At 69.1% G+C, this 18,514-nt stretch carries 18 protein-coding genes; 5 read left to right on the forward strand and 13 right to left on the reverse strand.

Features of this window, described 5'->3' with window-relative positions; translation table 11 throughout:
• Window positions 1–8: 8 nt before the first annotated feature.
• From IE307_RS08025 to IE307_RS08065, 9 genes are all read right to left on the reverse strand, one after another.
• A complete protein-coding gene (locus tag IE307_RS08025; RefSeq protein WP_191297191.1) occupies window positions 9–1,352 on the reverse strand; it encodes an ABC transporter substrate-binding protein in 1,344 nt (447 codons plus the stop codon).
• A complete protein-coding gene (locus IE307_RS08030) occupies window positions 1,349–2,254 on the reverse strand; it encodes an acetylxylan esterase (RefSeq protein ID WP_191297193.1) in 906 nt (301 codons plus the stop codon). The genes IE307_RS08025 and IE307_RS08030 overlap by 4 nt, the downstream gene beginning before the upstream one ends.
• The gene (locus tag IE307_RS08035) at window positions 2,248–4,410 is read right to left on the reverse strand and encodes a glycosyl hydrolase family 95 catalytic domain-containing protein (RefSeq protein WP_191297194.1); all 2,163 of its coding nucleotides are present in this window, start codon (window positions 4,408–4,410) and stop codon (window positions 2,248–2,250) included. The genes IE307_RS08030 and IE307_RS08035 overlap by 7 nt, the downstream gene beginning before the upstream one ends.
• Window positions 4,407–5,288: a carbohydrate ABC transporter permease gene (locus tag IE307_RS08040; RefSeq protein ID WP_191297196.1), complete on the reverse strand. Its 882-nt coding sequence runs from the start codon at window positions 5,286–5,288 to the stop codon at window positions 4,407–4,409. The genes IE307_RS08035 and IE307_RS08040 overlap by 4 nt, the downstream gene beginning before the upstream one ends.
• Window positions 5,289–5,297: 9 nt before the next feature.
• Entirely contained in the window at window positions 5,298–6,260 is a 963-nt protein-coding gene (locus IE307_RS08045; RefSeq protein WP_229904511.1) for a carbohydrate ABC transporter permease, read from the reverse strand.
• A gap of 14 nt (window positions 6,261–6,274) precedes the next feature.
• Window positions 6,275–8,233 (reverse strand): alpha-galactosidase D, encoded by a 1,959-nt coding sequence (locus IE307_RS08050; RefSeq protein WP_229904512.1) that lies wholly within the window; start codon window positions 8,231–8,233, stop codon window positions 6,275–6,277.
• 34 nt (window positions 8,234–8,267) lie between these two features.
• Window positions 8,268–9,356, reverse strand: a complete 1,089-nt coding sequence (locus tag IE307_RS08055; RefSeq protein ID WP_191297198.1) for a mandelate racemase/muconate lactonizing enzyme family protein — start codon at window positions 9,354–9,356, stop codon at window positions 8,268–8,270.
• A gap of 232 nt (window positions 9,357–9,588) precedes the next feature.
• The gene (locus IE307_RS08060) at window positions 9,589–10,044 is read right to left on the reverse strand and encodes an SRPBCC family protein (protein ID WP_191297200.1); all 456 of its coding nucleotides are present in this window, start codon (window positions 10,042–10,044) and stop codon (window positions 9,589–9,591) included.
• A gap of 33 nt (window positions 10,045–10,077) precedes the next feature.
• Window positions 10,078–11,007 (reverse strand): D-2-hydroxyacid dehydrogenase family protein, encoded by a 930-nt coding sequence (locus tag IE307_RS08065; RefSeq protein ID WP_229904513.1) that lies wholly within the window; start codon window positions 11,005–11,007, stop codon window positions 10,078–10,080.
• Window positions 11,008–11,033: 26 nt separating this feature from the next.
• Between IE307_RS08065 and IE307_RS08070 the strand changes: the two genes are divergently transcribed.
• Window positions 11,034–11,495 (forward strand): DUF3291 domain-containing protein, encoded by a 462-nt coding sequence (locus IE307_RS08070; protein ID WP_191297204.1) that lies wholly within the window; start codon window positions 11,034–11,036, stop codon window positions 11,493–11,495.
• A 31-nt stretch (window positions 11,496–11,526) separates the two neighbouring features.
• Here IE307_RS08070 and IE307_RS08075 read toward each other — a convergent pair whose 3' ends face one another.
• From IE307_RS08075 to IE307_RS08090, 4 genes are all read right to left on the reverse strand, one after another.
• Window positions 11,527–12,657, reverse strand: coding sequence for a lipase family protein (locus tag IE307_RS08075; protein WP_191297206.1), 1,131 nt, complete (start codon window positions 12,655–12,657; stop codon window positions 11,527–11,529).
• Window positions 12,658–12,742: 85 nt separating this feature from the next.
• Window positions 12,743–14,149 (reverse strand): FAD-binding oxidoreductase, encoded by a 1,407-nt coding sequence (locus tag IE307_RS08080; RefSeq protein ID WP_191297208.1) that lies wholly within the window; start codon window positions 14,147–14,149, stop codon window positions 12,743–12,745.
• Window positions 14,150–14,365: 216 nt separating this feature from the next.
• Complete coding sequence (locus IE307_RS08085) at window positions 14,366–15,463, reverse strand: calcium:cation antiporter (RefSeq protein ID WP_191297210.1); 1,098 nt, start codon at window positions 15,461–15,463, stop codon at window positions 14,366–14,368.
• A 132-nt stretch (window positions 15,464–15,595) separates the two neighbouring features.
• A complete protein-coding gene (locus IE307_RS08090; RefSeq protein WP_191297212.1) occupies window positions 15,596–15,952 on the reverse strand; it encodes an SSI family serine proteinase inhibitor in 357 nt (118 codons plus the stop codon).
• 279 nt (window positions 15,953–16,231) lie between these two features.
• On the opposite strand from IE307_RS08090, the gene IE307_RS08095 reads away from it, so the two are divergent.
• The 4 genes from IE307_RS08095 (at window position 16,232) to IE307_RS08110 (ending at window position 18,444) form a co-directional block, all read left to right on the forward strand.
• Window positions 16,232–16,819, forward strand: a complete 588-nt coding sequence (locus IE307_RS08095) for a D-alanyl-D-alanine carboxypeptidase family protein (RefSeq protein ID WP_191297594.1) — start codon at window positions 16,232–16,234, stop codon at window positions 16,817–16,819.
• A gap of 89 nt (window positions 16,820–16,908) precedes the next feature.
• Window positions 16,909–17,526, forward strand: a complete 618-nt coding sequence (locus IE307_RS08100) for a TetR/AcrR family transcriptional regulator (RefSeq protein WP_191297214.1) — start codon at window positions 16,909–16,911, stop codon at window positions 17,524–17,526.
• 45 nt (window positions 17,527–17,571) lie between these two features.
• Window positions 17,572–17,913, forward strand: a complete 342-nt coding sequence (locus IE307_RS08105; protein WP_191297216.1) for a hypothetical protein — start codon at window positions 17,572–17,574, stop codon at window positions 17,911–17,913.
• A 33-nt stretch (window positions 17,914–17,946) separates the two neighbouring features.
• Window positions 17,947–18,444 (forward strand): COG4315 family predicted lipoprotein, encoded by a 498-nt coding sequence (locus tag IE307_RS08110; RefSeq protein ID WP_191297218.1) that lies wholly within the window; start codon window positions 17,947–17,949, stop codon window positions 18,442–18,444.
• The last annotated feature ends 70 nt before the right edge of the window (window positions 18,445–18,514 follow it).

An 18,514-nucleotide genomic window follows, 5' to 3' on the forward strand; every position in this document is an offset into this window, starting at 1 on the left:
ACTCCCGTCTAGTTCTTGGCCAGTATCTCCTGCGAGACGCGTTCCATCTCGGCGAACACGTCGTCGGAGCGCTGGCCCGCGAAGTAGGCCTCGAAGAGGGGCTGCTCCGCCGACTGGACGGCCGAGCCGTTGGCGTAGGCCGAGGACGGGTACAGGACACCGTCCTTCACGTACTGGTTGAACACGGTGAGGTCGACGCCCTGCGACTTCATGGAGCTCACGGTGTTGTCCATGGCGGCGGGGATCGACGGGAAGAACGTACCGGTGGCGCCCGCCTTCGTCTGGCACTCCTCGCCGCCCATGTAGCTGACCCACTTCCAGGTCAGGTCCGGGTTCTTGGTGCCGGCCCAGATGTTGTTGCCGTTCGAGTTGGACAGGACCGAGCGCTTGCCGTCGGGGCCGAGGACGGTGGGGGCGATGCCGACCTCGACACCGGGGATCTTGCCGAAGCCCGGGGCCGACCAGGAGCCGCCCATGGTCATGGCGACCTTGCCCGAGCCGATCAGGTCGACGTCGGAGATCGTGGACTGGCTGCCGGTGGTGAAGGTGCCGAGCTTCGGCGAGAAGCCGCGGTCGGTCAGCGACAGCACCCACTTCATGGTCTTGGTGAAGCGAGGGTCGGTGTAGTTGAACTTGGTGGGCCACTGGTCCTTGTCGCCCAGGCGCCAGCCGAGCGTGTTCACGAACGGGGCCCACGAGGTCTCGCCGATGAAGCTGCGGCCGGCCATCGCACCGATGCCGTAGGTGGCGATCTGGGTCTTGTCGAAACCCGGTTCGTCGCCGCGCTTGCCGTTCTTGTCGATCGTGAGCCGGGCCACGACCTTGTCGAACGTGCCGCCGTCGTCCGGGTTCCACGAGAGCTTCTGCACGTCGGCCTCGGGCACGCCGGCCTTGGCCAGCATGTCCGCGTTGTAGTAGAGGGCGGAGGCGGCCCAGTCGAGCGGCAGCGCGTACTGCTTGCCGTCGGTGAACTTCCACGTGTCCAGGCCGACGGAGTACCTCTTCGTGTCCACAGAGGACTTGGTGATGAGGTCGTCCAGCGGCATCAGCTGGTGCTGCGAGGCGTAGGCCTGGAGGAACTGCACGGAGTTCTGGAACGCGTCCGGCGCGGTGCCCGCCACGAAACCGGCGGTGAGCTTGGTGAAGTAGTCGTCCACGTTGTAGCGGGTGATCTTCACGTCGGTGCCGGGGTTGGCGGCCTCGAACGCCTTCTCGCACTCGCCGTAGGCGACTGCCTGCTTGTCGTCCCAGGTCCACCAGTTCACGGTGTTGCCGGAGCCCGCGTCGGAACTCCCGCACCCCGCGACCACGAGGGCTGTTGCTGCTACCAGGGCAGCGGCGGTGATTTTCATGGCTTCTCCAAGAGACGGGATCGGAAGGCGTCGAGTGCGATGTCGAGGTCGTCGGAGCCGCCCGCCTCGTGGGCGCTGTGCTCCCAGACGGCCATCTCCCTGGGCCCCGCATAGGCGTGGTAGGCGCCGAACACGGTGGACGGCGGCACGATGTCGTCCATCAGGCCGACCGAGAACCACGCCGGAGCCGTGGCCCTGGCGGCGAACCCCACACCGTCGAAGTAGGACAGCGTGCGGAAGACGTCGGAACGCCGGTTCTCGGCGATGTAGGCGGTGAGCTCGGTGAAGGGCGGGCGGCCGCAGACGTTCAACGCCCTGCGGATGTCGCAGAGGAACGGCGCCTGGGTGTGCACGGCCGCGAGGTCGGGGACCAGACCCGCCACCGCCAAGGCGATTCCGCCGCCCTGGCTGTTTCCGATGACGGCGACGTCTGTAGAACCGAGAGCGCGCACGGCGTCGACCGCGCGCACGGCGTCCGCGAAGACGCGCCGGTAGAAGTAGGTCGAAGGATCAGCGATGCCGCGGGTCAGGAACCCGGTGCCGCCGCGCTGGTCCCGCACCTGCACCTGCAGGTGCGCGAACCCGGCACTGGCCCAGGTCAGGTTCTCGACCGCGCTGCCGCGGTTGCCGCCGTAGCCGTGGTACTGCACGACAGCGGGCAGGCCGGACGCTCCACGAGGAGTGCGCAGCCAGGCGTGCACGCGGTCGCCGCCGAAGCCCGCGAACGACACGTCGTGCACGTCGAGCGTCTGCAGCGGTGTGGCCACCGGCACCGCCTCGACGTCGAGGTCGAACGAACGCGCCTCGGCCAGCGTCGAGTCCCAGAAGGAGTCGAAGTCGTCCGGCCGCACGTGAGCGCTGCGGTACTCCCACAACGCGTCCAGGCCCAGATCGGTCAGCACGACACCCTCCCCCGCACTTCCACGACGTCCGTCACCACGACCTCCGCGACCTCTCCGCCGATGCTCACCGGCACGACCTCCGTGGCGTCACCCGACAACCGCCGCAGCCGCACCGAGATGTCGCCGTCGTCCCAGGTGATGTCCACGGAGAGCCCGCCGCGGCAGCGCAGGCCGCGTGCCGAGCCCCGCGACCAGCCGGGTGGCAGGGCGGGCAGCACGTCGATCACGCCGGTGTGGCTCTGCACCACGACCTCCGCCAGAGCGGCGGTGAAGCCGTAGTTGCCGTCGATCTGGAACGGCGGGTGCGTGCTGAACAGGTTCGGCAGCAGGCCGCCCCACTCCGAGCCGTCGAACGGCGCGTCGCGGTGCCGGTCGCCGGTGAACGCCTGCGAGGCCTCCGACAGCAGCGCCCGCACGGTCTCGCCGTCGCCCAGCCGGGCGCGCAACGCCATCTTCCAGGCCCACGACCAGCCCATCGCACCGCCGCCGCGCCGGTCCACGCTCGCCACGGCGGCGTCACCGAGCAGGGTGCCGGCGACGATCTGGCCGAGCGGGTGGACCGACACCAGGTGCGACATGTGCCGGTGCGCCGGGTCCTCCTCGGCGAAGTCGCCGGCCCACTCCCCCAGCCGCCCGCCGAACACCGGGACGGGGCGCAGCCGGGGCAGCGCGTCCGCGATCTCCGCGAGCACCGGGTCGGCACGACCCGAGGCCAGTGCCAGCGCCAGCGTCCGTTCGAACACGGCGCGGATCAGCACCACGTCCATCGTCACGGACCACGACAACGCTTGCGCCTTGCCGGAGTCGTCGAGGAACCAGTTCTCCGGAGACGTCGACGGACACGTGTCGAGGTAGCCGTCCGGACCCTCGACCAACCAGTCCAGGCAGAACTCGGCGCAGCCCCGCAGCAACGGCCATGCACGCTCCAAAGTGGACCAGGTGCGCGCGAAGTCGTAGTGGTCCCAGGCGTGCTGGACGAGCCAGGCGCCGCCCATCTGCCAGATCGCCCACGACGGCGCGCCGTGGCCCATGCCGACGGGCAGCGCCCAGCCCCGAGCGTCGGTGTTGTGGTGCGCCACCCAGCCCCGCGCCCCGTACAGCGACCGCGCCACCTCGCCGCCGGTCACCGCGAGCTTCTCCAGCAGTTCCAGCAACGGGTCGTGGCACTCGGCGAGCCCGGTGACCTCGGCGGCCCAGTAGTTCATCTGGGTGTTGATGTTGATCGTGTAGTTCGAGGACCACGCGGGCCGCAGGTCGCCGTTCCAGATGCCCTGCAGGTTCGCGGGCGGAGCGCCGGGCCGTGACGACGAGACGAGCAGGTAACGGCCGTACGCGAACAGCACGGACGCAATCAGCTGTTCGTCCTCGCCGGTCAACAGGTCCGGCACGTCGACGACCTCCGGGACATCGCCGAACCACACCTCGCACGCGTCCATCAACGTCCTGTGGTTCCCGTGGCGCCTGCCGCTCCACGAGGACTCGGTCGTGGTCGCACTCGTGAGCGTGAGCAGCCAGCGCTCCCCCTCGTGCACCGTGACCGTCACCGTGCCGCGTTCCGGCCGAGAGCCGTAGACCGGTGCGTCGATCTGCGGTTCGTGCCGCGGCGCGGAGTCGACCGGGATCTCGATCACGAGGTTCAGCCCGTCACGCGAGACCTCGCGCAACGGCGTCGTGATCTCCACCCCGGACGGCACCGCCCCGGTGATCTCCACGCACAGCGCGGTCTCCGACGCCCACACCCGCCTCACCACGTCCGACCCGCCGATGGTCAGCCGCTCGGTGACCACCCCCGTGTCCAGGTCGAGGGTCCGGCCGTGCGACTCCCCTTCGGGCAACGTGATCCACAGGTCCACGTACGGCAGGAAGGTCTGGCTGTAGCGGCCCTCGAACGACATCAGCAACGAGGTGGCGCGCTCCAGGTCACCGCCGAAGATCGCCTCCCGCACCTGCGCGAGCCGTTGCGGGCCTGCCCCTGCCGCCAGCACGTCCGCCAGCGCGCGGGAAGGCCCGTCGGCGGTGCCCGACCAGACCGTCGCGTCGTTGACCTGCACGCGGGACCGCCCGGCCCCGCCGAACACCATCGCGCCGAGACGGCCGTTGCCCACGGGCAGCGCCTCGGTCCACTCCGCCGCAGCCGACGGCCAGTGCAGTCTCACTTGATCCCCGTGAAGCCGATGGAGTTGACGAGCCGCCGTCCGAAGACCACGAACAGCAGCAACATCGGCAGCGCCGCGACCAGCGTCGCCGCCATCAGGCCCGCCCAGTCCAGCGACGCCTGCGGTGAGGACTGCTTGAACACCGCGAGCGCGAGGGTGAGCGGGCGGACCGACTCGTCGTTGGTGACGAGCAACGGCCAGAAGTAGTCGTTCCAGGTGGTGATGAACTGCAGCAGCGTCAGGGTCGCCATCGGGGCGACGCTCATCGGCAGCACGATCCGGAAGCACACGCGCAGCGGCCCGGCGCCGTCGATGATCGCGGCCTCCTCGACCTCGTTCGAGAGCCCGAGCATGAACTGCCGCAGGAAGAAGATGTTGAACGCGGAGAAGAACGCGCCCGGCAGGATCATGCCGCCGAACGTGTTGAGCAGCCCCAGGTCCTTCATCAGCACGAAGTTCGGCAGCAGCGTGAACACCGACGGCACCATCAGCGCGGTCAGCAGGACGCCGAAGACGAGCTCGCGGCCCTTCCATTGCAGGCGGGCGAACGCGTAGGCGGCCAGCGCCGAGAACACGACCGTGCACAGCGTCAGAAGTCCCGCGTACACAATGGAGTTCCACAACGCGAGAGCCAGATCGATGCTGGCTCCCGAACCACCCTCCGCGGCTGCTTCAGCGGGAGAAGCCAGCCCGAGAGCGCGCTGGAACGGACCCCACGTGAAGTCCACCGGCAGCAACGACGACGGGTCCGTCGACATGGCGAAGTTGTTGGACAGCGCGGTCCGCACGATCCAGTAGAACGGGAAGATCGTGACCAGCAGCACGACGACCAGGTAGCCCCAGGCGACTCCCCTGCCGAGCCTCATCGGAACGGTCATGGCGCCCCCTCAGTTGGTGTCGGACTCGCCGGCACGGGCCATCCGCATCTGCGTGAAGGTCACCGCGACGAGCATCAGGAACAGGGCGAGCGACATCGTCGCGGCGTAACCGAAGTCGAACTGGCCGAACGCCTTGTCGTAGATGTACATCTGCAGCACCAGCGACGCGTCCGCCGGACCGCCCTTGGTGCTGACCTGGACGATGTCGAAGATCTGGGTGGAGCCGATCACGTTGAGGATCACGACCATCACCAGGATCGGCCGCAGCAACGGCAACGTCAGCGAGCGGAACATCTGGAACTCCGACGCGCCGTCGATCCGCCCGGCCTCGTAGATCGTCGCGGGGATCGTCTGCAGACCCGCGAAGATGAGGACCGCGTTGTAGCCCATGGTCTTCCAGACGTTGAGCGCGGCCAGCGTCGGCACCGCCCAGGTGTCCGAGGCGAAGAACATGACCGGCTCGCCGGTGATCCACGTGATCAGCTGGTTCACGATGCCGAGCTGCGGGTCGAGCATCCACGTCCACACCAGCGCCGTGACGACGCCGGAGATGAGGAACGGCAGGATCATCAGCCCGCGGACCGTCGTGCCGACACCCAGGCGGTGCAGCACGACGGCGGTGAGCAGCGAGACACCGACACCGAGCACGACCGACAGCACGACGAAGTAGGCCGTGACGCCGAGGGAGTGCCAGAAACGGGTGTCGCCGATCAGCTCCTGGACGTTCTCGAGCCCCGTCCACACCGGCGGGGTGAGGATGTGGAACTCGGTGAAGCTCAGGTAGACCCCGCGCAGCATCGGGTAGGCGAAGAACACGCCGAACCCGAGGAGTGCGGGGGTGACGAGCAGCCACGCGACCCACGTGTCGTTGCGGCGTGAAGCGGGGCCTTTGCGGCGGCGTGCGGGCGGAGACGTCGTGGTGGCGGGTCCACGCACGACCTGGGCGCTTGAGTCCTGCACGGTCGTCACCACGACGCCTCCTGGTCTCAGATGCGGATGCTGTCGACGTCGAACACGGAGTCGTCCGGGTTGCCGATCCGGATCGTGTTGCCGCCCTTCAACAGGTAGACGGGCACGGTGACCTTCTGCGGGGTGTTCCAGTCGTCGTCGTTGGACCCGGCGACGGGCAGCTTGAAGCTCGTGCCGTTCACCGTGACGACGCCGGTCCTGCTGGCGTCGGCGGAGATGTAGGCCAGCTCGACGAGGTAGGTGCCCTCACGCGGCACGGTGACCGCCGGCATCGTGAGAGAGCCGCTGCCGCCGAGGTAACCGACCTTGCTGCCGCCCGAGCACGCGCAGCCGTAGACGGTCGCGCCGCCGCCGACGCTGCCCTTCTCCGCCTCGTACGTCACGCTTTCCTGCGGTGTCACGAAGGTGACGGGCTTCGAGCGGGCACCGTTCTGCACGACGGTGAACTCGTAGGAGGTCGCCGGGGTGAGGCCGGTGACGGTCACCTTGGTGTCGGTGGTCGTGGCGACCTTCTTGGTGCCCGCGTAAACGTCGTAACGGACGCCGGTCTTGCCGTACCACTTCAGCGACACGCTGTCCGGCGTGGCGGCGGTGCCCTGCACGACACCGGGCGCGACCGAGGAGCGCGGCGTGATCGTGAACAGCTTCGAGCCGTGCACCGGGAGGTCCTCGGTGATGGAGCCGGACTTCTGGCCGACGTCCTTCTTCGCCCAGACGTCGCGGACCTTGGCGTTGCCCTGGATGCCGAGCCGTGCGAAGTCCGCCGTCACCTGCGCGGGCCTGGAGCCGAGGTTGAACAGCGCCACGGTGTAGCTGCCGTCGCGGTTGCGGGCGTACCAGACCTGCTGGTCGGAGAGCTGGTCGACCGGCCGGGCGGGGATGCCCGCCTGGTTGATGGCGATGACCTCGTTGTTGGTCAACAGCTCGTGGCCGAAGTCGTCGATCTTCGTGAGGTCGTCGCCGATGTAGAGCGGCGAGGCCGAGATCGACCACAACGTCATGTAGCTCTGCCGCTCGGCCTCGGTGAGGCCGTCCATCTGGCCGTTGCCGACGGCGAGGCTGTCGAGGTTGTTCCAGTGGCCGGGGCCGGCGTCGTCGATCCACTGCACGACGTCGTTCCAGCGCTGCTTCACCGACTGGTTCCAGGTGACGAGCGTGTCGCAGTAGCACTCGACGTCGGTGTCGACGCGCCAGCCGTTGGTGTTGGCCTTCCACACGTCGGCATAGCGGTGGCTCAGCGCCCACGAGATGAGGAACTCGATCGGACGACCGGTGCTCTTGAGCGCGGAGTTCCACGCCTTCACGTCGGTGGTGTTGTCGTAGCGCTCGCCGCCGCGGAAGCTGCCGGGACCGACGCCGTCGAGCTTGAGGAAGTCGACGCCCCAGCCCGCGAGCACCTGCGCGATGGAGTCGATGTACTTCTGCGAGCACGGGTTCGCGAAGTCCATCTTGTAGGCCATGTCCCACCCGTTGGTCTTGCGCAGGTCGGGGTAGACGATGTCCTTGGTGGTGCAGCCGGGCGCGTTGTGGATCGGCGTCTTGCCGTCGTTGTACGCCTTGAGGTCCAGCCCGACCGCGAGGTACGAGCCGAACTTCATGCCCTTGCCGTGGATGTAGTCACCGAGCCACTTGAAGCCGCGCGGGAACTTCTTGGCGTCCACCACCGGGCGCCCGTACTCGTCGAACGAGCCGAGCCAGCCCGCGTCGACGTTCACGTGGTCGTACCCGGCCTTCTTGTACTTCGCCGCGAGCACGTCGGCCTGTGCCACGACGTTCTTCTCGTTCAGCCAGCTCGCGGGACCGTCCGGGTTGACCCCGGGGTAGTTGGTCGCCTGCAACGTCCAGCTGCTCCAGCCCATGTACGGCTTCTCGGCCTTGGCCGCCGTCGGTTGCTGCTGGACCGGCGCTTGGGCCTGGGCTGCTGGAACCGCGATCAGCGACGCGAGCAGGCCAGCAACGACACCTAACGCTCTCAAGACCACTCCTTTGTGATGTGTGCGGCGGTGTTTCTCAGGCGACCCGGAGGTCTTCCATCGCGTCGCGGTCCCAGTCGATGCCGAGACCTGGTGCGTCCGGGGCGAGAGCGTGTCCACTTCGGACTGCCATCTCGCTCTTGGTGATCCCGCGCAGCTGCGGGATGTGCTCGACGAACCTCCCGTTGGGCAACGCCGCCGCGAGGCTGACGTGCAGCTCCATCAGGAAGTGCGGGCAGACGTCCGCGTTGAACGCCTCCGCGAGGTGCGCGACCTTCAGGAACGGCGTGATGCCACCGATCCGCGCCGCGTCGACCTGGACGATCGAGGCCGCACCGCGTTCGAGGTACTCGCGGAACTGGGCCACGGAGTACAGCGACTCCCCCACCGCGATCGGGATGCCGGTGCTCCGGGCCAGACGCTCGTGCCCGCTCAGGTCGTCAGCCGGCAGCGGCTCCTCGAGCCAGGTGAGGTTGACGCCGCGGAACGCGTCCGCGCGCCGGATCGCCTCGGCCGCCGTCATGGACTGGTTGGCGTCGACCATGATCGCGAACCGCTCGCCGACCGCCGCCCGGACGGCCTCGAGACGTTCGGCGTCCTCGGCCAGGTCGGGCTTGCCGACCTTCATCTTGATGCCCTGCCACCCCTGCGCGGCCGTCTCCTTCGCGCCCGCGACGAGGTCCTCGGTGCTCAGGTGCAGCCAGCCGCCCTCGGTGTCGTACAGCGGGACTTCTTGCTTGTAGCCGCCTGCCATGCGCCACAACGGTTCCTGTGCTCGCAGGCAGCGCAGGTCCCAGAGCGCGGTGTCCACGGCGGCCAGCGCGAGCGAGGTGATCGCGCCGACCGTGGTGGACCGCGTGTGGGCGAACAGGTCACGCCAGACGTGCTCGATGCGCCGCGAGTCGGCGTCGACCAGACGGGGCAGCAGGTGGTCCTTCAGGAGGGCGAGGACCGAGCTGCCGCCCGTGCCGATCGTGTAGGCGTACCCGAGTCCGGTGAGCCCGTCGTCCGTCGTGACCTCGACGAACACGGTCTCCTGCTTGACGAACTGCTGCACCGCGTCGGTGCGCAGGGTCTCCACGGGGACATCGACCTGGAACGCCTCGGCACGCACGACCTTCGCCACGCCAACTCCTCGGACCTTTGATCCTATAGGATATTTGACGGGGATTGAACGCTGACGTTACGAGCATGTCAACCGTCGCTCGGACACGTTCCCACGCAGATGACAGCGTTTTCAACGGGTCATCGCGACCGGATCAAGTTCCGGTCCTCCGATGTCTGCAGCTCACAGCCGCCCGACATCCGCCCACCGGCGTGTGGTGGTGTGTTTAAAAGTGAGCGGTTCTGTCCGGTTGTCAGACGGACTCGGCGGCGCGCTTCAGCCGCTGCAGCGTCGCCTCGATGTTGCGCTGGTTCGTCACAGCGCGGTTCCCCACCCCGGTCGCGAGCCGCGTGAGGGGCACGTACCAGCCGGGCCTGCGGTCCCACGTCGACTCGGTGACGCGGCAGCCGTCCGCGGTCTCCTCGATGTCGTACTGCCAGCGCGACACCGCGAGCCCCAGCGACTTCACCTCGAACGCGAACCGGGTCGCGGAGCAGTCGGTCACCGTGGAGGTCGTCGGCCACACGCGCCAGCCGCGCCGATTGATGCCGCGGAACCGGGCGCCGACCCGCGGACCGGCGGCGTTCAGCCACGTGCCGCTCGCGTACTCCTCGGCGCACTCCCCCATCCCACGCAGGGAGCTGACCAGCTCGAACACCCGCTGCGAAGGAGCGGCCACGTCGATGTGGGCGGAGGCGTCCGGGGTCATGAGCCAGAACTTACTACCGGTAGGTAACGTGCGCTAGAGCTGCCGGATCGGTTCACCCGCGAGGAACGCGTGGACGTCCTCCACCGCCTCGGTGAAGTAGGTGCGGTAGTTCCCCTCGGTCACGTACCCCAGGTGAGGGGTCGCGAGGACGTTCGGCAGGCCGCGCAACGAGTCGGTCAGCGGCAGCGGCTCCACCTCGAACACGTCGAGCCCGGCACCCGCGATCCTCCTCTCCCGCAACACCTCCAGCAACGCCGCCGCGTCGACGATCGGCGCGCGCGAGGTGTTCACCAGGAACGCCGAAGGCTTCAGGCAGGCCAGCGCGGCGGCGTCCACCAGGCCGCGGGTGCGGTCGCTCAGCGCCAGGTGGATGGACGCGAAGTCGCTCTGCGCCAACAGGTCGTGCAACCCCGGGGCGAGCCGGACGCCTTCGGGTTCCACGCGCTCGGCGGTGAGGTTCTGGCTCCACGCCACGACGTCCATGCCGAACGCCCGGCCCACCCGTGCGACGGCCTTGCCGAGGTGCCCGAAGCCCAGCAGGCCGAGGGTGCGGCCGGCCAGGTCGACGCCGACGGTGCTCTGCCACGGTCCGCCGGAGTGGAAGGCCGCGTTCTCGACGGTGAGGTGGCGGGCGAGGCCGAGGATCAACGCCCACGTCAGCTCGGTGGGCGGGGTCTTGGCGCTGCCCGTGCCGCAGACCGTCACGCCGTGCGCGCGGGCCGCGTCCAGGTCGATCGCGGCGTTGCGCATGCCGCTCGTGATCAGCAGCTTCAGCCGGGGCAGCCGCGCGAACAGGGCCGCGTCGAACGGCGTGCGCTCGCGCATGATCACGACGCACTCCGCCTCGGCCAGTTCGGCGGCCGGGTCGGGGAGGTGGTCGCGCAGCACCGTCACGTCGAGGCCCGACCAGTCGGCGTTGGCGAGCGCCACGCCCTGGTAGTCGTCCAGCACCACACACCGCATGGGCCCGATCATGTCAGAGTAGGCGCATGGGAGCCTTCCACCTGGCGCAGGCCAACATCTCGACCGGGCGGTGGGCGTTCGACCACTGGAGGATGCGCGGGTTCGTCAGCAGGATCGAGGCGATCAACGACCTGGCGCGGGAGGCTCCCGGGTTCGTGTGGCGGCCGACGTCCGAACGGATGCTGGAAGACCTGGTGCGGCTGGGGCTCGATCCGATGCGCGAGGCCTACAACCTCAGCGTGTGGGAGTCGGTCGAGTCGTTGTGGGCGTACGCGTTCAGCGGCGTGCACCTCGAAGCGGTCAAGCGCGGCAAGCAGTGGTTCGAGCCGGACAGCGCGTTCGACGTCATGTGGTGGGTCCCCGCGGGGCACCGGCCGACGACGGAAGAGGGGCTCGCGAAGCTGGAGCTGGTCAAGGCCCACGGCCCGACGCCGGAGGGGTTCACGTTCCGCCGGCGCTTCCCGGTGCCGGAGCACCCCGCACGATGATCTCGGCAGGCAACCCCGGCACCTGCTGTGATCAGCAGTTGGGGCGCGTGCTCCGGCCGGCGAAGCGGTCGCCCAGCCAGTTCATCGCGCTCGTGCCCCACGCGCTGACGGCGGTGACGTGCCCGAGCAACGGCAGCGGCGTCCACTGCACGTCGGCGCCCAGCGCGCACCACTGCGAGCGCAGCTTCTGCCCCACGCCGAACGGGATCAGCTCGTCGAGCGTGCCGTGGTAGAGGTACACGGGAGCGGCCGGCTTGACCGAGCCGAGCGTGTTCTCCTTCAACCTGGTCTGCCACAACGGGTCCTGGATGACGTTCGGCACCGTCGTCAGCGAGTTGAGGCGCGTGAACGGTGCCACCAGGGCGAGTTCGGCGACGCAGGCCGAGCGGATCCTGTCGATGACCTGCTGGCCGCGGGCGTTGAGCACCGATGACAACGGCAGTTCCGGGTAGGCCGCGGCGTACCCGGCGGCCGCGGCGAATACCAGGCCCGAACCGGCGTTGCCGTCGTTGAACTTCGCGACCGCGTTGAGGTCGGCGGGCACACCGCCGGCGGCGACACCGACGACGTTCACCGAAGGCGCGTAGGACTTCCACTGCTCGGCGGCTGCGGAGGCGGCCTGACCGCCTTGCGAGTACCCGAAAACGCCGACCGGGGCGTCCGCGGACAGGCCGGGAACGGCGGCGGCCGCCCGTGCCACGTCGAGCAGGGCACGTCCTTCCGAGCGGGCCACCGCGTACGTGTGATCCCCTGGCGTGCCAAGGCCTTCGTAGTCGGTCACGGCGACGGCCCAGCCCTTGAGCATCGCCTGCGCGAGGAACGCGATCTCGACCTCGGTGCCGCCCTGCAGCTGCCGCGACGGCGCGCACTGGTCGCCCATGCCCTGCGTGCCCATCGCGTACGCCACGATCGGGCGCGGGCCGTCGGTCCACGGCAGCGGCGACACGAGCACCATGCCGGACACGACATTCGCCTCGCCCGTCGCGGACGTCGACCGGTAGCGGATGTCGTAGGCCTTCACGGGGGCCGGGAGCAGCCTCAGCGGCTCCGGGTGCCACGCCACCTCCCTGCTGCTGACCAGCTCACCCGGCGCGGCCGCGGAAGCGGGTGTGACCAGCGTGAACAACAGGAGGACGGCGGCGAGCACGGCTCGGAGCTGCATCGGTGGACCCCTTTGTGGTAACCGGCGTTACCGCAACTTAGGGCCGAACGTCGCACGGGGCAATAGCCCGTAAGGCTGGATGAATCTAGGCGAGCCCCTGGGCGAAGGTGAACACCCGGTCCGGGTCGTACTTGCGAGCGACCTCGCGAAGCCCGGTCAGCGACGAGCCGTAATAGGCCTGGGCCCAGTCCGGCATCTGCGGGTCGAGGTAGTTGACGTACCCGTTGGCGCCGAACATCTTCCCGAGCTCGTCGCGGGCCACGCCCATCGCGCGCCGCGCGTTCGCCTCCCCCGCCTGCAACGACAGCTCGACCTGGATGCTCGCCAGCGCGCCCCGGTGCGGGAACGCGGTGGCCGGGCCACGACCGACGGCGCCGCCCAGCGCGTCGATCATGTTGTAGGAGTTCGGGGTGTTCCTGAAGACCTCCGCGAGCTTCTGCGGGTCGGTGATCGGCTTGGTCAGCATCCGCGACGTGGCGACGTAGCTGCCGCGCGACTGCCTGCCGCCGCCCCCGTTCCACGAAGGCTTGCAGGAGCCGTCGCCGACCTTGCACCACGCGAACCGCTCCATCGCGGCGAGGAAGCTCTGCTCGGTCTCCCGGCGCGAGGTGGGCTGCGCGCCGACGCGGCGCACGAGGTCGTCGAGCAGCGGCTTGAGACCAGAGGGCGTGCCCGCGAAACAACCGCCGACCTCGACGTACGGGTTCGAGCCGCTGCCGACGCCGACCGTGGACGTGAGCGCGTCCGGTGCCTTGCCCTGCCAGTCCGGCCACACCCCGAGCAGCGAGACGAGGGCCGCCGAGGGGAACACGAGGGTGAACGTCGTGAGGTTGCGCGCGGGTTCGGTGCGGAAGACGAACGACGTGACGATGCCGAAGTTGCCGCCACCACCGCCGCGCAACGCCCAGAACAGGTCGGCGTGTTCGGTGGCGGAGACCATGCGGTGCACGCCGTCCGGCGTCACGATCCGAGCGCTGACCAGCCGGTCGCACGTCAGGCCGAACTGCCGGGCGGTCACACCGATGCCGCCGCCCAGCGTCAGCCCCGAGATCCCGACGGTCGCGCACGTGCCCGCCGGCATCATCCGCCCGGCGTTCGCCAGCGCGACGTAGAGGTCCATCAGCAGCACACCCGCGCCGACCTCGGCCGTGCCGTCCGCGCGCACGTCGATCCGGTCGAGACCGCGCACGTCGACGACCAGCGCACCGTCCGCCGTGGAGTAGCCGGGATAGCTGTGGCCACCGCACCGGGCGGTGATCCGGGTCCGTTCGGCGCGCGCGATCTCGACGCAGCGCTGGACGTCCGCCGGTGACGCGACCCGGGCGATCGCGCTGGGACGCTGGGCGTCGTACTGCGTGAAGTAGCCGAGCTTGGCGTCCGAGTAGGCGGCGTCACCGGGCCGGATCAGCTGGACGTCCATTGTGGACTTGCCGACCAGCGCGGACACGGCTCCGAGAGCGGCCGTGTGCAGAAGTGCCCTGCGACTCACCATTCCACGAACGTAGGAGCCGGACAAAGCAGGCACAACGGATCAAGCGACCGGGACGGATCCCGGCTTGACGCTGTCGTGCAAGTTCGTTCGGTGAGAGGCGCGGGCGAGCGACCCGGAGGCGGTGCCGCCGCCACGGCCTCATACCGGGCGTAGCGGCGGCGCCGTCTCCGGGGCCCTCGGCCGCCACTGTCGCCCAACGAACTTGCAAGACAGCGGCTAGGGGTTCACGGCCAGGAACAGGAACGCCGCCAGCAGGATCAGGTGCACGCCACCCTGCAGGCGGGTCGCCCGGCCCGGCACGACCGTCAGGACGCTGACCAGCACCGTGAGCAGCAGCAGGATCATCTGCGTCGACCCGAGCCCGAGCATCAGCGGTCCGTCGAGCCAGATCGTCGCCAGCGCGATGGTCGGGATCGTGAGGCCGATGCTCGCGATCGCCGAGCCGTAGCCGAGGTTGATGCTGGTCTGGATCCTGTCGCGCAACGCGGCGCGGGCGGCGGCGATCGTCTCGGGCAGCAGCACCAGCAACGCGATGACGACACCGACGAACGACTGGGGGAAGCCGGCGGCGCGCACGCCCGCCTCGATCGCGGGCGATTCGATCTTCGCGAGGCCGACCACCGCGATCAGCGCGACGAGCAGGAAGCCCAGCGACATCAGCGCCGCCTTGCCGGACGGCGCCTCGGCGTGCTCGTCGGCCTCGATCACGCCGTCCTCGTCGACGGGGAGGAAGAAGTCGCGGTGCCGGACGGTCTGGGTGAAGACGAACATCGCGTACAGGCCGAGGGACGCGATGGCCGCGAACACTAGCTGCGGGCCGGAGAACTCGGGGCCGGGCGTGGAGGTCGTGAACGTCGGCAGCACCAAGGTCAGCGTCGCGAGCATCATGACCGTGGCGAGCGCGCCGCCGCTGCCTTCCGCGTTGAACAGGATCGTGTGGTGCTTCAGGGCGCCGAGCAGCAGCGCGATGCCGACGATGCCGTTCGTGGTGATCATGACCGCGGCGAACACCGTGTCGCGCGCCAGCGACGAGGCCTCGGGCCCGCCGGACACCATCAGCGTGACGATGAGGGCGACCTCGATGATCGTCACCGCGACCGCGAGGACCAGCGATCCGTACGGCTCCCCCACCCGCAGCGCGACGACCTCGGCGTGGTGCACCGCGGCGAGCACGGTCGCGGCGAGGACCAGTGCGACGAGCGCGACCAGCACGCCCCCGAGGTCACGCCCCCAGGTCAGTGCGAGCAGCACCATGCCTAGCACGGGGGTGATGGTCGTCCAGTGGAGCAGCGGGAAGCGGGGAGCGGCGGCCATGATCTAACCCTCGCATACGAGATGACCTCTCCGCCATTCGGCGCATCAATCGTTTCGGGTGCAAGAAATGTGGAGCGGAGCGCCCCTGCCGCGCCCCGCTCCACATTTCTATTTCGGTGCCGTGATCGATCGTCAGAAATCGAAGAGGGCACCGGTGTGCGCCAGTGCGACGCACGAGTTCGGGTAGGTGTGGACCTCGTTCACGGGCTCACCGCGCCAGAAACCGAACATGGCGACCTCGACGGGGGCGTAGTGGAACGTGCACGCCCGCCCGTCGGCCTGCATGGTCCGCAGGTCGGTGCCGGCGGAGGCGAGCGTCGCGCAGGCGAGGGCCCTGCGCGGGTGCTGGTCACCTCGTCCGCAGGTCAGAACGGTGGCCTTGAAGGCGCCGCCGTCGAACTCGGAGTACCGGGCGGTGAGAACGAGCGCGGTGCCCCCGTCTGCGGCGGGAGCGGCCTGCGCGGTGCCGCCGAAAGCGAAAAGCGACACGAACAGAGCAACGAACACACAAATGCGGCCGGACATGAAAGCGGTCCTCCTGAGACCTCACAAAAACGGGCCGGTTCTCGGCCGACGCAGATGTTGCCACCACGATCCGATCGGGCGAAAGGGGCCAGGAACTGTTCACCGATCACATTCGCACTCTCCCCGAAAGTGCGGTTGGACCGAACGGATGTGTCGCGCGACACGTTCACCGGGACACAGCTGCCGACGGACTGTTACGGGTTGCTGACAGACGAGGTTGCGCCCCGACGTATTATTCGAATCATGTCCAAGACCTCCAGACGCGTCGTGTTCGGCGTGCTCCTGATCGTCACACTCGTGGTTTCCACCGGCGGCGCGCTGGGTTACCTGGGCAGATTGACGCTCGTGTTCGACCGCCATCCGGGAAAGTCGCTCGCGATAATCGAGGAAGTGCCGGGACCGCCGGACGGGCCGAAGTGCCCGATCGACGCCCGCTACTTCGACGAGGAGCCGCGAGGCCTGCGCCCCGAGGTTCTGCAGGCGTGGCTGACGCTGCGTCAGAAGGCCTCTGAGCAGGGCATCAAGCTGTGCCTGAACGACGGCAAGCGGAGCCGTCAGCAACAGCAGGCGGAGTTCGACGAGGCGGTCGAGAAGTTCGGCACCGAAGAACTCGCGTCGAAGTACGTGCTGAACCCGCCCGACCGTTCCATGCACGTGATCGGATTCGCGGTCGACGTCCAGCCGATCGAATCGGCGATATGGGTCGAGAAGAACGGCAGCACCCTCGGATGGTGCCGCCGTTACGAAAACGAGCAGTGGCATTTCGAGTACAGCTCCGGCTATCTCACCGGAGGGTGCCCCGCCCTGATCCCCAGCGCGACGGGCAGCTGAACCCCCGCGCAAAGGTCTAGACGCCTGGGGTGCGCACGAGGTTGCGCCGACGTAATCTGACAAGCCCAGTTACCAGATTGGGGATCCCGGTGGCGCGTGCCTACGGCGGCATCTCACCCGAGCAGCGCAGGGCCGAACGCCGGGCGAAGCTGCTCCAGGCGGGCCTGCGGCTGTTCACGAGCACCGGCTTCGCGGCCACCAGGATCTCCGAGCTCTGCACCGAGGCAGGCGTGTCGACGCGCAACTTCTACGAGGAGTTCGCCTCGAAGGAGGACCTGCTGCGCGACCTGCACGACCTCATCAACGCCACGGCGTTCGCCGAGGTCCGCACGGCGCTGACCGAACTCGGGACCGATGACCTGACAACCCGGATCACGACGCTGCTGGACGTCTTCGTCCGCAGCGTCACGGCCGATCCGCGTGCGCCGCGCCTCAACTACGTCGAGGCCGTGGGTGTGAACGCCGAGATCGAGCAGCAGCACGTGCGCTGGGTGAACACGTGGGCGGAGTTCATCGAGTCCGAGGCGCTGCGGGCGGCGACGGCGGGGGCCGCGCCGCGCCGGTCGTACCGACTGACGGCGATCGCGCTGGTCGGGGCCGTCACCGGCCTGCTGCGGGAGTGGCAGGCGCACGAGCCGCCGCTCGCGGTCGACGAGATCGCCGCGGAGATCCGCGAACTCGTGCTGGCGGCCATCACCCGCCCATAAGGGTGTTGCTGAGCCGAGACGGCCCCACGGCCGTACGGTGCGGGCATGGACGAGGTCCCGGAGGCGCTGGCACGGCTCGCGTCCGAACGCGGTCTCGGGGCGTGCACGCGGCAACTTAGGCGGCGCGTCACGGTCTTGACGGTGCTGGGCGTGCTCGCGGTGGGAGCTGTCGTGGTTCTGCTGCTGGTGCTCAGCGCGGCTCCACTCGTCATCCTCACGTTGCCGGTCCTGGTCGCCGGGCTGCTGCTGCACCGCCGCCGGGACGCCGGTCTGTACGTGTTCGACGGTGGCGTGGTCGTGGCGAGCGGCTGGACGGCACCCCAGGTCGTGCCGTGGAACGAGGTCGAAGGCCGGCTGGCGGAGTCCGTCCGGCGGGCGCGGGGGTGAACCGGCCGGGCACCCCTGTCCGTATCACCCGTTGTGAGCCGATTCGCCGTTCTCGCGTTGCTCGTGTGCCTGGGTGCCTGCTCCTCGCCCCCGCAGGAGGAGACCGCCTCGCCGGCCGAACTGGAGGCCGCTGCCGGTCCGGTCGCGGGGCCCACCCAGATCCTGCCGGGAGACATCGCGAAGCTGCAGGTCGAACGGTCGCCCGCGGTCGGCGCGGTGGTCGCCGACCGCGAGCACAACACCCTGTACTTCACCACGCAGGACGGCCCGTCGAAGTCGACGTGCCTCGAACCCGAGTGCACGCTCGTGTGGCCGCCGCTGCTCGCCCAGGGCGGCAAGATCGAAGCACCCGGCCTCGACCAGGCGCTGCTCGGCACGACGAAGCGCCCGGACGGCCTGGAGCAGGTGACGCTCGCGGACAAACCGGTCTACCGGTACGTCGACGACGAGCAGGCGGGCGACACGACCGGACACGGCGTGGACGACAAGTGGTTCGCCATCTCGCCGGCGGGCACGAAGGCCGCGCGCTAGCGCCGTGTGACGTCCGAGCAACTCACTGGAACCGGCAGCCCTTGACGGGTTGCCGGTTTGTCGCGTTCGG

The sequence above is a fragment of the Lentzea cavernae genome (assembly GCF_014653695.1).
Lineage (GTDB): Bacteria > Actinomycetota > Actinomycetes > Mycobacteriales > Pseudonocardiaceae > Lentzea > Lentzea cavernae.